This window comes from Aestuariimicrobium kwangyangense DSM 21549 (assembly GCF_000421525.1).
Classification (GTDB): Bacteria; Actinomycetota; Actinomycetes; order Propionibacteriales; family Propionibacteriaceae; genus Aestuariimicrobium; species Aestuariimicrobium kwangyangense.
The window spans coordinates 206,465-220,709 of the sequence record NZ_ATXE01000002.1; the positions used below are offsets into that span (position 1 = coordinate 206,465).

The following is a 14,245-nucleotide window of genomic DNA, read 5'->3' on the forward strand; positions in this document are numbered from 1 at the left end:
GACGAGGCTCAGTCGAGCTGCCAACTGCGCTTGCTGAGCCCGAACCAGAAGCCGTCAACCGTCGACGTGATCTTCGGTGAGGGGTTGGACTCCATGGCGGCCCCCAGCGAGATGTAGAGCGGGGCCCAATGCTCACTGCGGGGGTGCGCGATCGTGGCGGCAGGTGCCTGCTGCTCGTAGTTCAGCAGGGCGTCGACGTCATGGGCGTCCATGCGTTCGGCGGCCCAGGCGTCGAACTCGGTGCTCCAGGTCGGTGCCGGCGCATCGGCGGGGGCGTTGGGATTGAACCCACGAAGGTTGTGCGTCGTGAACCCCGAACCGACGATCAGCACACCCTGGTCACGCAGCGGTGCCAGCCGTCGTCCGAGGTCGTACAGCTTCTCGGGGGCGAGGGTGGGCATCGACAACTGCAGCACCGGCACGTCGGCCTCGGGGAACATCTCGACCAGAGGCACGTACGCGCCGTGGTCCAGTCCGCGCTCCGGGTCGGTGTAGAGGGGCGTCTCCCCGCCGATCAGCTTCGAGATGTCGGTCGCCAGACCCGGCGCGACGGGTGCGTCGTAGGTCACCTGGTAATAGCGCTCGGGGAATCCCCAGAAGTCGTACACCAGAGGGGTGCCCTGCACCGTGCTCGAGACGGTGAGGGGCGCCTGTTCCCAGTGCGCCGAGACCATCAGGATGGCGCTGGGCTTGCCGGCGGCTGTCTGCAGCGCGCCGGACCAGTCGGCCAACTGGCGGGTCCAGGTCTGGTCATCGGCGAGCGGGGGAGCCCCATGCGAGAGATAGAGGACGGGCTGGCGTTCGACGGAGGACATTTGCTTCACACATGAAGTAACGCACGTCAGGGGGTCAATGTTCCCAGGGTTGCCAATCTTCGCCATCGGGCGAGCCGGGGCATCGTCAGCGTGCACAATGCCGCCATGCCCGCACCCCTGCTGCACCAGGTCGCCCTCCGTGCCGATGACCTCGTCCGCGCGACCGAGTTCTGGTCGTCCACGCTGGGAGCGACACCCATCGCACGGTTCGACCCACCGGGACTCTCCTTCCTGTGGCTGGGTGGGACGAGACTGTTGCTCGACCGCGGGGCGCCCTCAGGGCTGGTCTACCTGCGGGTCGAGTCAGTGCGTCGGGAAGTCGAACGGCTGCGCACCGAGGGGGTGGTCATCGAGACCGAACCCGACGTGATCTTCACCGACACCGATGGCACCTTCGGGGAGGCCGGGGTCGACGAGTGGATGGCCTTCGTGCGTGACAGTGAGGGCAATCTCGTCGGCCTCGCCTCGCGTGAGCCGATCCCCGACTGACCGCAGGTCGGGAAAAGTCCCGGACGGTGCTGGACACGAGCGCCGGGGCATGACAAGAATGCTCCTACGTTTACAACGCTGTAAATCGGAGGCCGCATGTCATCACACCATCGGATCGTCCCGGAGTTCGCCGTGGGCCCCCTCAATCGCCGCATCTTCGGCACCTTCGTCGAACACATGGGGCGGTGCGTCTACACCGGGATCCACGAGCCCGACCACCCGACGGCCGACGAGCACGGCTTCCGCGGTGACGTCGAAGCCCTGGTGCGTGAACTGGGCGCGACCCTGGTTCGCTACCCCGGCGGCAACTTCGTCAGTGCCTACCAGTGGGAGGACGGGGTGGGCCCGGTCGAGGACCGTCCTCGTCGGCTCGACTTCGCCTGGCGGTCGATCGAGACCAACCAGGTGGGCACCAACGAGTTCCTGGCCTGGTGCGGCAGGGTCGGCATGGAACCGCTGCTGGCGGTCAACCTCGGCACCCGTGGGCTCACCGAGGCGATGGACTACCTGCAGTACGTCAACTCCCCAGCGGGGACGACCCTGGCCGACAAGCGGGTCGAGCACGGGGTGGAACAGCCCTGGGGCGTGCGGCTGTGGTGCCTGGGGAACGAGATGGACGGTCCCTGGCAGATCGGCCACAAGACTCCCCAGGAGTACGGACGACTGGCCCAGGAGGTCGGGAACGCGTTCAAGCGCTACGACGAGTCCCTCGAACTGGTCGCGTGCGGGTCGTCGTCCCACGCCATGCCGACCTTCGGCGAATGGGAACGGGTCGTGCTCGAGGCATGCTTCGACCACGTCGACCACATCAGCGCGCACGCCTACTACGAACCCATCGACGGTGACCGGGTCAGCTTCCTCGCCTGCTCGGAGGACATGAGTCGCCACATCGACGACGTGGTCGCCACTGCGGACGCCGTCGCGGCGGCGCGGGGGTCGTCCAAGCGGTTCACGGTGAGCTTCGACGAGTGGAACGTCTGGTTCCAGGAACGCTGGCAGGGCGAGAACAGTGTCGAGATCACCGAGAAGCCACCGCTCATCGAGGACGTCTACTCCGCCATGGACGCCGTGGTGGTGGGGTCGCTGCTGATCACCCTGATGAGGCACACGGACCGGGTCGGCATCGCCTGTCAGGCCCAACTGGTCAACATCATCGCGCCCATCCTCACCGAGGCGGGCGGACGAGCGTGGAAGCAGGCCATCTTCGAGCCGTTCGCGCTGACCTCGCGCCATGCCCGCGGCACTGTGCTGCGCCTGGCGGGCACCAGCCCCCTGATCGACACGCCCCGATTCGGGCAGGTCGAACAGGTGTGGGCCACCGCCACCCATGATCCGCAGACCGGCGACGTGGCCGTGTTCTGCTGCAACCGATCGGTCGACCGATCGATCGAGTGGACCCTCGACCTGTCAAGCTTCGCCGGAACAGCACTGGTCGACCACGTCACCGTCGAGGCCGCCGATGACCCCGATCGGTACAACACTGCCGATGACCCCGATCGGGTCGTCCCCGTCCCCGGCACCTCGTCCCTCGCGGACGGGGTGCTCACCACACAGTTGGCGCCCATGTCGTGGCACTGCCTGCGGCTCACCTCGAACCCGAGCTGACCACCTCCAACCGAAGGGAAAGATCCAATGACGAATCACCTCCCAACCTCCGTGACCACCTCGCTCAGCCGGCGTGGCCTGCTCGGTGCAGGTGTCGGCGGCAGCGCCGCCCTCGGCCTCTCGGCCTGCGGCGGCAGCTCGTCTCCGGGCAAGGCCGGTCCGACCGCCGCATCCGGATCGGGTGGTGCCGAGGGCTACGACGGCCCCGAGGTCACCCTGCAGTACTGGAACGGCCTGACCGGTGGTGACGGCCCCATCATGAAGAAGCTCGTCGGCGAATTCATGAAGGCCAACCCGAAGATCAAGGTGGTGACCACAGCCATCGCCTGGGCTGACTTCTTCCAGAAGTTGCCCGCGGCCGTCTCGAACGGCAAGGGCCCCGAGATCGCGTTGATGCACGTCTCCGACATCGCCACCATGGGCGCCCGCAAGGTGATCCAGCCCATCGACGACGTGATCAAGGGCCTCAACCTCTCCGAGAGCGACTTCCCCTCGAACGTGTGGAAGGCCGCCTTCTACAACAACGACCAGTACGCCATGCCGCTCGACCTGCACCCCGCCGGTCTCTACTACAACACCACCGTGATGGAGAAGGTCGGGCTCGACCCGACCAAGCCCCCCACCACCAAGGACGAGTTCATGGCCGCTCTCGACGCCTGCAAGAGCAAGGGCGTGCAGGGCTACTGGGTCTCGGCGCTCAGCGTCGGCGGACTGGTCGCCCAGTCGATGATCTTCCAGAACGGCGGCTACATGGAGGACGAGACCGGCACCAAGACCGGCTTCGGTGATCAGGCCGCCATCGACGCCATCACCTTCTTCAAGTCCCTGATCGACGGGGGTTACTCGCCCAAGAACGCCGCTGGCGATGCGGACTGGGTGAGCTTCCAGAACGACAAGGCTGCCTTCATGATCAACGGCCCGTGGATGGTCACCCCCTGCAAGGAGATCTCCAAGTTGAAGTGGGGGTGTGCACCGGTGCCGATCCTGGGCAAGGACCAGAAAACCTGGGGCGGTTCCCACTGCTTCACCCTGCCCGTGCAGAAGTCGAACGATGCCAACAAGCAGAAGGCGGCGCGTGTCTTCCTCAACTGGATGGGCAACCACTCCGTGGGCTGGGCCGAGGCGGGCATGGTGCCGGCGCGGACCTCGGTGCGCGACAGCGAGGAGTTCAAGAAGTACTCCGAGGTGACGCAGTTCGAGAAGATGATCGACTGGGTGCAGTTCCCGCCGCTCAAGCCCGGTGTCGCCGATGCCGAGAGCGAGTGGGGCCCCGCGGTCAGCAACGCCATGCTCGGCAAGAAGCCGGTCGACGTGGCCCTCAAGGAGGCAGCCGTGAAGGGTGACAAGATCCTGGCCGCGAACCAGAAGAAGTACGGGTACTGATGGCTGCCGCCGAAGCGAGGCTCTCGTCCAGACTCCGGCACCACCACCCACTGACGCCGTACCTGTTCATCGCTCCGTACGTGGTGCTGCTGTTCGGGTTCGTGTTGTGGCCGGCGGTGTTCGGCTTCTGGATCAGCCTGCACGACTGGGACTTCCTGCTCGCCTCGAAGCCCTTCGTGGGACTGCAGAACTACGCCAACCTGCTCGACTCGACCTCGACCACCTACGACCCGTTCTGGAACGGCATGAAGAACACGTTCATCTTCACCGTGATCAGCGTGCCGTTCCTGGTGGTGATCCCGTTGGCGCTCGCGGTGATGCTCAACCGCAAGTTCCCGGGGAGGACCGTTTTCAGGGCGCTGATCTTCGCCCCGTTCGTGCTGGGGATCTCAGTGATCGGGCTGCTGTTCACCTACCTGTTCGACGCCCGCTACGGCCTGATCAACGAGATGCTGAGCTGGGTGGGGGTGCCCGAGATCGGGTGGCTGACCACCCAGCCGGCGGCGTGGATCGGCCTGGTGATCGTCACCATCTGGTGGACGATCGGCTTCAACGCCATCATCTTCCTGGCAGGGATGCAGGCGATCAGCGCCCAGCAGTACGAGGCGGCCGAACTGGACGGGGCAGGAGGCTGGGGCAAGTTCCGACATGTCACCATCCCCGGACTGCGCAACGTCTTCATCTTCGTGCTGACAACCACGATCCTGGCGAGCGCCAACATGTTCGGGCAGTCCTACCTGATCACCTCCGGGGGGCCCGGGGACTCGACCCGCACGGCGATCATGGTGATGACCGAGGAGGGCCTGCGCCAGTTCAGGATGGGGTCGGCCTCGGCCATGAGCTACGTGCTCGCACTGTTCCTCGCAGTGGTCTCGGTGGCCAATTTCTTCGTGATGAGGGAGCGCTCATGACCACGACCGTCGATGACCCCACCCAGCAGACGTCGGTGGGGTCCGAGTCCAGCCGACGGATGACCCACAAGCGGTCGTACAACCGCGACCGCAACGGACCGATCTTCTACGTGGTGCTGGTGCTGATCGCGCTGCTGTTCATCGTGCCGGTGCTGTGGATGTTCCTGACCTCGTTCCGTGTCTCGGAGGAGACCAGGGCCATTCCCATCCAGCTGATCCCGCGACACTTCTCGCTGCGGGGTTACCGGATGATCTTCGACCCGGCCAGTGATTCGGCCGGCGCCAATCCGGTGCCACGGTGGTTCCTGAACTCGTTGGTGGTCTCGACACTGGGCACCATCTGGAACCTGGTGGTGGCGGCCATGGCTGCGTATCCCTTGGCGAGGATGCAGTTCCGTGGCAGGAACCTCTTGTTCGGCACCCTGATCGCGACGATGTTCATCCCGGGCTTCATCTTCCTGATGCCCAACTACCTGACGATGGACAAACTGCAGTGGCTCGACAGCTACTGGGCGCTGGTGGTCCCGGGCGCCGCCGGTGCCTTCGGGGTGTTCTTCCTGCGCCAGTTCTTCCTCTCGATCCCGAGGGAACTCGAGGAGAGCGCGTTGATCGATGGTGCCAACCAGTGGACGATCTTCACCCGCATCATCCTGCCGCTCAGCAAACCGGCGCTGGTGACCTTGGCGACACTGAGTTTCCTGGGTCACTGGAACGACTTCATCTGGCCGCTGTTCGTCCTGTTCAGTCCCGAGAAGTTGACCCTCGCCCCGGGACTGGCGACCCTCAAGGGCGCCTATGTCACGGACTATCCCGTGGTGATGGCAGGTGCGACGGTGGCCGCAGTACCGGTGCTGATCCTCTACGTGATCCTGCAGCGATACGTCATCGAGGGGGTCGCCTCGAGCGGTCTGAAGGGCTGAGTCCTCGTCGCCGGGATCGTCCTGGACGCCAGGATTGTCCTGGACGTCGGGATCAGCCGAGGGGGGATGGGCCCCGGGGTGTCAGACCCCGGGCCCGTCCCATCCTTCGGGCTGGTCACGATCGGGTTGTTCGCCCTCGTCCCCGGCGTTGTGGGCGCGGAGGAACGCCTCGGCCTCACGGGCCAGGGCATCCCCGTCGGGCAGGTCCTCGGGCTGGGCGGCAAGCCCACGCCTGGGCCGGTGCTGGTGCACCTGGTCGTACTGCTCCTCGAGCGCCTGCACGAGTTGCTGGGCCTCGTCCGACCCCTGCACCTCGTCGGCCACCTGGGCCTGGGTCTGCTCGGCGGTCACGGCCAGGGCGGTGGTGGGGATGATGTGGCCGGTCGTCTCCGACAGCGCCCTGATCAGGGCGATGGTGGCATCGGGGTACTCCGCCTGCGCCAGGTAGTGCGGCACGTGGGCGGTGAGACCCACGACCTTGTGACCCAGTTCGGCCAACCGCAGCTCGAGCATGCTGGGGAAGGAGGCGCTCATCTGCACCCGCGGGAACATCGGCACGTTGCCCGGGATCAGCGAGGGGTCGGAGGCGTGGCGGGTGACCGACACGGGACGGGTGTGGGGGGCAGCCATGGGGATGGCCGACAGCAGCACCACGGTCTGCACGTCGAACTGTTCCACCAGCTGCGCGATCGACCTCGCCAGTCGCTCCCACTGCAGGTCTGGCTCGGGACCCGACAACAGCAGCCATGGGGCTCCCTGCTCGTCGAGCAGGTGGTGCAGCAGCATGCGTCCGGGCTCGTAGTCGACGAAGTGGTCGGCGTCGAAGGTGATCGGGGGACGCTGCCCGCGGTAGTCGACCAACTGGTCGAGATCGAACTCCGCCACCCGCTGGTGGGGGAGGGTCGTCAGCACGTGGTGGTCGAACTGGCCCTGGGCTCGTCCGGCGTCCATGAAGCTCGTGAGGGTGACCACCAGGGTGCGGGCGCGCATGGTGCGCGGATCGACCCGCGGCTCGATCTGGTACAGGCTTGCTGGGTCCAACATCGGCGTCCTTCCTCATCAACCACGCCCGCGAGGGGCGGCTTCACATTCACCACGATCGCAGCAGGTCAACGCGATGACCCGGGGCGATGTTCCTCGAACCTCGAGTCTATGCGCTCGGCGAACTGTGACCCGGCAGGGTGAGGGCTGGTTGAATGGGCGGGTCACGACCACTTGGTCACCCCACTGGCAGGAAGCAACCCATGACTGCTCGACTCCTTCCCGGCGGCCCGGTCGCCGACGCCGTCTTCGCCGATCTGACCCCACGGGTCGCCGCCCTCGCCGAGGTCGGTGTGGTGCCCGGGCTCGCCACCCTGCTGGTGGGGGACGACTCGGCCAGCGCCGGCTACATCCGCATGAAGATCGAGAAGGCCGAATCGTTGGGCTTCACCGCACCTCACGTCCACCTGCCGCAGGACGCGACCCAGGCCGATGTGGAGGCGGTCATCGCCGACTTCAACCGGGCCGACGACGTCCACGGGATCCTCGTGCAGAACCCGCCGCCTCCCCAGATCGACTTCGATGCCGCCATGGCCCTGATGGATCCCGACAAGGACGTGGACGGACTCCACCCGCTCAACATGGGCCGACTGGCCCTGGGCATGCCGGGTCCGGTGCCCTGCACCCCCGCCGGGATCGAGGCCCTGCTCGCCTTCCACGGTGTGGAGATCTCTGGCAGGCACGTCGTCGTGCTGGGCCGGGGGACCACCCTCGGTCGTCCGCTGGCCATGCTGCTCACCCAGAAGCGGCCCACGGCCAACGCGGCCGTCACCTTGGTCCACACCGGGGTGCCCGACTGGTCCCGCTACACCAAGGTCGCCGACGTGGTCATCGCGGCAGCCGGGGTACCGGGGATCCTTCGTCCCGAGCACCTGAGCGAAGGGGTCGTGGTGGTCGGTGGCGGGGTGCGCTACGAGGGCCGCAAGCTGCTGCCCGACGTGGACGAGTCCTGCGCCGAGGTTGCGTCCGCCATCACCCCGCGGATCGGAGGGGTGGGGCCGACCACCATCGCCATGCTCTTCCGCAATGTCGTCGAGGCGGCCGAGCGCACCGTCAAGGCCTGACGGAACCGAACAGCCGGGTCCGCAGGTCGTCATGGTGTCGCAGGCGCTGGCGGTCGCGGCGGCCACGCTCAGCGATGATCGCCATGATCAGGTCGTCGGCGGTCGACGGCGGCGGCTGCGGTGAGACCTGGCGGCGCAGGTTGTCGGCCAGCTGGTGCGAGAGCCGTTCCCGCGCGGTGGGTGACAACTGGGTGCGCCGCAGCAGGTACTGCCTCGCGGCCAGGGTGACGCGCGGGTCGAGGGGACCGATGTCGGCGCTGAGGGCCCAACGGGCCAACCCCGCCGGCATCGGCATCGGCGTGGGCCACTTCAGGGGAACCCGTTCCGAGACGACGACCGTTCCCGACGCCAGGTCGCCGAGGCGCTTGCCGCGCGAGGTCAGCACAGCGGACAGGACGGCCGGCACCCCGGCGGTCATCCACAGTTCCACGTATCCGATCAGGGCCCGACCGATGGCCTGTCGGGCGCGGATCGTGCCGTGGTCGTCACGCACCACCCGGAGACCCAGGGCGTACTTGCCCAGGGACTTGCCCCGGGTCAGGGTCTCGACGGTGGCCGGCACGACCACCATCACGCCGACGAGGATGACGATCACAGCCGCGATGCGCAGGGAGGAATCGGTGAGCTGGTGGCGCCCCACCGAGAACAGCCAGAAGATCAGCACGGCCAACAGCGCGACCTGCACGAGCACGTCGATCAACTGGGCGAGGATCCGCGCGCCGAGGTTCGCGGCGCGGATCTCGAGCTCGACGGCATCCCCGGTGACCGGGCCCGTGGGGACGAACACCTCGGTTGCCATGGCACGACCCTACTGGCTGGATAGTCTCACCCCGTGGACCTCGACGCCTACATCGATGCGCACTCCGAGCAGTGGCGTGAACTCGAGCAATTGGTGAAGAGGTCACGCCTGTCGCCCGACGAGGTCGACCGCCTGGTCGACCTCTACGAGCGGGTCGGCACCCACCTCTCGGTGATCCGCTCCGGCAGCCCCGACCCACAGCTCGTGATGGGGCTGTCGAACCTGTTGGCCCGTGCCCGTCGGCGCGCCGGAGCCGGGCGCGCGTTCGTCTGGGGCGACCTTCTGCGCTTCTTCACCCGGTCGTTTCCCGCCTCGCTGTACCTGATGCGTCGCTGGTGGATCCTGACGGGGCTCGCGTGGATCGGGTTGGCGTTCGTCCTCGGCGGCTACCTGGTGGCCCATCCCGAGCTGATGGTCCGGCTGGGCACCCCCGCCGAACTGCAACGACTCGTCGACCACGACTTCGAGGACTACTACTCCTCTGATCCCGCCCGCAGCTTCGCCCTGCGGTTGGTGCTCAACAATGCGTGGGTGGCCGCCCAGTGCATCGCCTACGGGGTGCTGGGCTTCCCGACCCTGTCAGTGCTGCTGTCGAACTGTTACAACGTCGCGTTCACCGGTGCGGTGATGGTCAACCACCAGCGCGCCGGTCTCTTCTTCGGTCTGATCCTGCCCCACGGGCTGTTGGAACTGACCGGCATCTTCGTGGCCGGTGGGGTGGGACTTCGACTGTTCTGGTCATGGGTGGCACCCGGTGCCAGGACCCGGATGTCGTCCATGGCCCATGTGGGGCGGCAGAGCCTCGGGGTGGTGCTGGGACTGGTCGTGCTGTTCGCGGTGAGCGCGGTGCTCGAGGCGTTCATCACGCCCAGCCCGCTGCCGAGCTTCGCGCGCGTGGCGATCGGGGCAGTGGTGTGGCTCGCCTTCCTGTACTACGCCCTGGTGGTGGGACGAGCTGCCGCCGCGACCGGCGCCACGGGTGACCTCGATGCCGAGGACCGCGGCGAGGAACTGATCAGCGTCGACTGAGCCCGGCTGGTCTCAGAGCAGTCCGCGCGACTTGAGGGCGAGGTAGTGGTCGGCGAGCACCACCGGCAGCCGCGCGGGAGGCTCGTCCAGCACGGTCACCCCCAGTTGCTGCAGCCCGAGCGCCACCCGCTGCCTGCGGGCGAGGGTGTCCTCGGCTGCTGCCGCCCGGTACACCTCGCGGGCGTCGTCGCGGTGGTCACGCAGCGCCACCAGTTCGTCGTCCGACACCGAGGCGACCAGCACCCGGTGCTGCCTGGCCAGCACCTCGAGGGTCGGTGCCAGTGACTCCTCCACCGCCGCCGGCTCCAGCGGGGTCAGCAGCACCACCAGCGAGAAGCGGCGTCCGGCGGCGGAGACAGCCGCCGCCAGTCTGGTCCAGTCGGCTTCGACCAGGGAGGGCTCCACCTGGCTCATCGCATGGGTGATCCGGGGCAACGCGTCGCCGCGTTGCACTCCCTTCACGGCGGCGAGTACCTCGCGGTCGCCGGCCAGCAGGTCGACCCGGTCACCCGCCCTGACGGCGAGCGCCGACAACAATTGCACCGCGTCCATGGCGGTGTCGAGGCGGGGCACGGACCCGACCCTGCCTGCGGACACCCTGGAGGTGTCGAGCACGATCATGATCCGGCGGTCACGTTCGGGACGCCACGTGCGCACCACCACGTCCTGCCGGCGCGCGGTGGCACGCCAGTCGATGGAGCGGACGTCGTCGCCGTCGACCCAGTCGCGCAGCGAGTCGAACTCGGTGCCCTGGCCGCGGGTCCGCGTCAGCGCACGTCCGTCGAGTTGCTGCAGGCGGGCCAGCCGGCTGGGCAGGTGCTTGCGGCTGGGGAAGGCGGGCAGCGCCCGTAGGGTGCCGGGGGAGTCGAAGCCGAGTTGGCGCCCGGCGAATCCCAGGGGACCCCACACCCTGATCGTCACCCGGCGGCAGACGAGGTCGCCCCGGCGGGTCGGCAGCAGTGGGGTGGTCAGTCGGGTGCGCTCCCCGCCGGGCAGTGCGAACCGGTGCCGGTTCGGCGAGGCCCCGGCGGAGGGCTGCCAGGCGTCCCGCAGCATTCCCCGTCGCCGTCGTCGTCCGGTGTTGGTGACCAGCAGGCTGGTCTCGGTGGGTTCGTCCACCCGCACCGGTGCGGACGGTTCCCGCTCGATCGTGATCGCTCGCGGGCTCGGTGCCAGCAGCAGGTCGACCAGGACCACCAGCAGCACCGCCGCCGTCCACCACACTGCGGTGGTCCAGGAGGGCCACACGACGCAGGCAGCGACGCCGACCAGCATGGCCAGCACCGGTCGTCCGGTGATCACCACGGTCAGCGGGGCACGACGACGGAGTCGACGGCACTGGCGAGCACCGCACCCACGCGCACGCCCTCCAGGTCGGCCTCGGGACGAAGGGTGAGTCGGTGCGCGATGGTGCTGGGCGCCATGACCTTGACGTCGTCGGGGGTGACGAAGTCGCGTCCGTTCAGCCAGGCCCACGCGCGAGCGGTCGACATCAGCGCCGTGGCAGCCCGCGGTGACATGCCCAGCGCCAGGCTGGGGGAGTGCCGGGTGGCGCGGGCGATGTCGACGATGTAGGCGACCACCTGCGGGTGCACCTGAACCCGGCGGACGGCCGCCATGCCGGCCTGCAGGTCTTCGGCGGTCGCGACGGCTCGCAGCCCGGCGGCCTGCAGGTCGGAGGGGTCGAACCCTGCCGCATGGCGGGAGACGATCTCGATCTCGGCGTCGCGCGGGGGCGCGGGCAACTCCACCTTGAGCAGGAAGCGGTCGAGTTGTGCCTCGGGGAGCGGGTAGGTGCCCTCGTACTCGATCGGGTTCTGGGTCGCCGCCACCAGGAACGGATTGGGCAGGTCACGGGGTTGGCCGTCGATGGTCACGGTGCGCTCAGCCATGGCCTCGAGCAGCGAGGCCTGGGTCTTGGGTGGGGTGCGGTTGACCTCGTCGGCCAGCAGCAGGTTGGTGAACACGGGTCCGGGACGGAAGCTGAAATCAGAGGTGGAGGCGTTGAAGACGAGCGAGCCGGTGACATCGCCGGGCATCAGGTCAGGGGTGAACTGCACCCGCTTGTGCTCGACCGACAGGGCTTGTGAGAGCGCGCGCACCAGCAACGTCTTGGCCGTTCCGGGTGCCCCTTCGAGCAGCACGTGGCCGCGGGTCAGCAGCGCCATCAGCAGTCCGGTGACCGCTTCGTCCTGCCCCACCACCACCTTCGCCACTTCTGAGCGGACGCGCCTCAAGGCGTCGCGGGCCTCGTGGTCGCCGCGGGTGGCGGGCGGGGCCGACGCGTGGAGCTGGGTCATGGGTGTCGTACCTCTTCTTCCAGTTGGGCCAGGGTCTGCGCTCGCAGCACCATGGTCTGGTCATCGTGCACATCGCCAGCGTCGTTGAGCACACGCTGCACCTCGCGGGGGTCTCGTCCGGTGGCCAGGGCGACGGCGCGGGCCACGGTCTCGTCGGGAGCGTCCCGGGGCAGCGCCAATGCTTGCCGCAGACGTTGGCGGGTACCCCGTTGCAGTGACGACACGGCTCGGTCGCGGGCGCCGGCCCGATGGTAGAGGTGACCGCGGTTCAGCGTCGTCTCGATCGCCTTGACCACGACCGGCATCCGTTCGGAGACCAGGGGTCCGAACCGGCGCACTTGCCACACCAGGGCGAGCACCAGGGTCCAGGTGACCAGTCGCTGCACGGCATCCCACCAGGGTGGGAGCACCGAGGCCAGCCCGGTGCTGGCAGGTTTCGCGGGGTCGTCGGACTCGACCCCGGTGGAGAACCAGACCAGCTGCTGGTTGTTGCCCAGCAGGGTGAGGGCCAAGGCCGCGTTGTCGGCGACAAGGACCTGCTCGTTGGTGAACATCGACTCGTCGGAGAAGGCCAGTACTTCGGGGTTCCCCTGGGCATGGACGAGCAGGTGGCTGCGCCCCGCACCGGCGTCGACCGGGAAGCAGCCCTGCACCCCCGGCGTGGGCTCCGACGGGAGGGTGTAGACGGTCGTCCACCCCGTCTGGCCACTGGCAGCCCCCACCGTCACCGCCTGCCCGATCGCCGGGTCGGCGCAGTCGGCGGCCGACGTGGTCAGGGTGGGCAGACCGATCGAGCCGACCCCGGTCACGCCGAACGCGCGCAGCACCTCGGTCGACTGTCCCAGCATGACCACCCGCTGGTAGCGACCCTGCACCTCCGCTGCCCGTCGGCTGGTCTCGGGGGTCATGTAGCCCGACCGGTTGGTGAGCACGAGGGTGGTCGGCTGCTGGGGCTCGAGCGCACCCAACTGGGCACCGGTGCGAACCACCGTCACCTCGACACCGTGGTGCTGCAGCACCTTGCTCAGGGCCTGCATGCCTTCCCGGCTCTGGCTCTCGGGGTCGTTGGGCCCCCACGACGGTGCCGGCCACAACAGGACGGTGGCAACGGTGGCGGCCGCCGCCAGGGCGATCAACCAGAAGGCCAGTGACCCACCGTGGCGACGCAGGAAGCCGGCGTGCGCTGTCGCCCGCCCGGAGGCGGCACTCATGGGGCGACCCCCGTGGTGGCAGCGAGGTCTGCGGCGGTGTGGTGCTGGGGACGGGCCGAACCCAGGCCCTCGTCCAGCGCCTGCACCGAGCCGACGTCGGCCGGGGTGATGGTGGAGGCCAGCCCTTCCCGGTGGCGGTAGGCCGCTTGGTCGAAGAGGTCTGCGGCACGATGGACACCCTGGCCATGGGCGGGGAACACACGGGCGACTGCGGCAGCCACCTCTTGCGCGGTGTCACCCGGACGACGCCCGAGCACCGTGCGCCTGACCATGTCGGCGACGATGGCGCGGAAGGCGTGGATCAGTGCTTGGTCGACCTCGCCTCGTGCCAGGAACTCAGCTGCCAGGCGTCGGTAGTCGTCGGCGGAGAGCGTGGAGTCGACCAATGCGCTCGATGCCGCCGTGGCCCGCCGACGCCGGGCTTCGGGACGCGCCCGCCAGACCAGCACCACCACCAGTGCCAGCACCGCGACGACCAGCAACGCCACGACCACGCTGACGCCTTGAGTGTCGGGGCTCGGCAGGGACTGGTCGAGCAGGCGCCGCAACAGATCGTTCAGCCATCGCTCCAGCCACGAGATGGGGCGCTCGTACCCGCGGTGGGCCAGTTCCTCGGCGAGCCAGCGCCGAGCCTCGTCGGGCGAGGGACGTACGGGTGCCTGCAGGGGGAGCATCGGG

The 14,245-nt window shown here is 68.3% G+C and carries 14 protein-coding genes; 7 read left to right on the forward strand and 7 right to left on the reverse strand.

From position 1 onward, the window contains the following. Positions 1-8: 8 nt before the first annotated feature. A complete protein-coding gene (locus tag H507_RS0107520) occupies positions 9-815 on the reverse strand; it encodes a dioxygenase family protein (protein ID WP_022910107.1) in 807 nt (268 codons plus the stop codon). A gap of 105 nt (positions 816-920) precedes the next feature. Here H507_RS0107520 and H507_RS0107525 point away from each other — a divergent pair, with 105 nt between their 5' ends. From H507_RS0107525 to H507_RS0107545, 5 genes are all read left to right on the forward strand, one after another. Continuing rightward, entirely contained in the window at positions 921-1,304 is a 384-nt protein-coding gene (locus tag H507_RS0107525; protein WP_026377933.1) for a VOC family protein, read from the forward strand. A gap of 96 nt (positions 1,305-1,400) precedes the next feature. Then, positions 1,401-2,909: an arabinosylfuranosidase ArfA gene (gene arfA, locus H507_RS0107530; RefSeq protein WP_022910109.1), complete on the forward strand. Its 1,509-nt coding sequence runs from the start codon at positions 1,401-1,403 to the stop codon at positions 2,907-2,909. 27 nt (positions 2,910-2,936) lie between these two features. Continuing rightward, on the forward strand, positions 2,937-4,292 hold the full coding sequence (locus tag H507_RS0107535; protein WP_051139716.1) for an ABC transporter substrate-binding protein: 1,356 nt from the start codon (positions 2,937-2,939) through the stop codon (positions 4,290-4,292). Next, positions 4,292-5,203 carry a carbohydrate ABC transporter permease gene (locus tag H507_RS0107540; RefSeq protein WP_022910111.1) on the forward strand — a complete coding sequence of 304 codons (912 nt, stop codon included), beginning with the start codon at positions 4,292-4,294 and terminating at the stop codon, positions 5,201-5,203. The genes H507_RS0107535 and H507_RS0107540 overlap by 1 nt, the downstream gene beginning before the upstream one ends. Further along, entirely contained in the window at positions 5,200-6,123 is a 924-nt protein-coding gene (locus H507_RS0107545) for a carbohydrate ABC transporter permease (RefSeq protein ID WP_022910112.1), read from the forward strand. Before H507_RS0107540 ends, H507_RS0107545 begins: the two co-directional genes overlap by 4 nt. A gap of 81 nt (positions 6,124-6,204) precedes the next feature. On the opposite strand, the gene H507_RS0107550 is transcribed toward H507_RS0107545, so the two are convergent. After that, positions 6,205-7,167: a PAC2 family protein gene (locus H507_RS0107550; protein WP_022910113.1), complete on the reverse strand. Its 963-nt coding sequence runs from the start codon at positions 7,165-7,167 to the stop codon at positions 6,205-6,207. Positions 7,168-7,367: 200 nt separating this feature from the next. Between H507_RS0107550 and H507_RS0107555 the strand changes: the two genes are divergently transcribed. Next, entirely contained in the window at positions 7,368-8,228 is an 861-nt protein-coding gene (locus tag H507_RS0107555) for a bifunctional 5,10-methylenetetrahydrofolate dehydrogenase/5,10-methenyltetrahydrofolate cyclohydrolase (RefSeq protein ID WP_022910114.1), read from the forward strand. Here the strand turns inward: H507_RS0107555 and H507_RS15470 are convergent. Beyond that, a complete protein-coding gene (locus H507_RS15470; RefSeq protein WP_022910115.1) occupies positions 8,218-9,027 on the reverse strand; it encodes an RDD family protein in 810 nt (269 codons plus the stop codon). The two genes, H507_RS0107555 and H507_RS15470, sit on opposite strands and share 11 nt — an antisense overlap. A 33-nt stretch (positions 9,028-9,060) precedes the next feature. Here H507_RS15470 and H507_RS0107565 point away from each other — a divergent pair, with 33 nt between their 5' ends. Next, positions 9,061-10,056 (forward strand): stage II sporulation protein M, encoded by a 996-nt coding sequence (locus H507_RS0107565; RefSeq protein WP_022910116.1) that lies wholly within the window; start codon positions 9,061-9,063, stop codon positions 10,054-10,056. Between the two features lie 12 nt (positions 10,057-10,068). Here the strand turns inward: H507_RS0107565 and H507_RS0107570 are convergent, their stop codons facing one another. Genes H507_RS0107570 through H507_RS17280 form a run of 4 tightly spaced genes read right to left on the reverse strand, consistent with a single transcriptional unit; the run spans position 10,069 to position 14,241 of the window. Continuing rightward, positions 10,069-11,358 (reverse strand): DUF58 domain-containing protein, encoded by a 1,290-nt coding sequence (locus H507_RS0107570; protein ID WP_245558873.1) that lies wholly within the window; start codon positions 11,356-11,358, stop codon positions 10,069-10,071. Between the two features lie 5 nt (positions 11,359-11,363). Continuing rightward, complete coding sequence (locus H507_RS0107575) at positions 11,364-12,356, reverse strand: AAA family ATPase (protein WP_022910118.1); 993 nt, start codon at positions 12,354-12,356, stop codon at positions 11,364-11,366. Further along, complete coding sequence (locus tag H507_RS0107580) at positions 12,353-13,567, reverse strand: DUF4350 domain-containing protein (protein WP_022910119.1); 1,215 nt, start codon at positions 13,565-13,567, stop codon at positions 12,353-12,355. The genes H507_RS0107575 and H507_RS0107580 overlap by 4 nt, the downstream gene beginning before the upstream one ends. Next, positions 13,564-14,241, reverse strand: a complete 678-nt coding sequence (locus tag H507_RS17280) for a DUF4129 domain-containing protein (protein ID WP_022910120.1) — start codon at positions 14,239-14,241, stop codon at positions 13,564-13,566. The genes H507_RS0107580 and H507_RS17280 overlap by 4 nt, the downstream gene beginning before the upstream one ends. Positions 14,242-14,245: the final 4 nt, after the last annotated feature.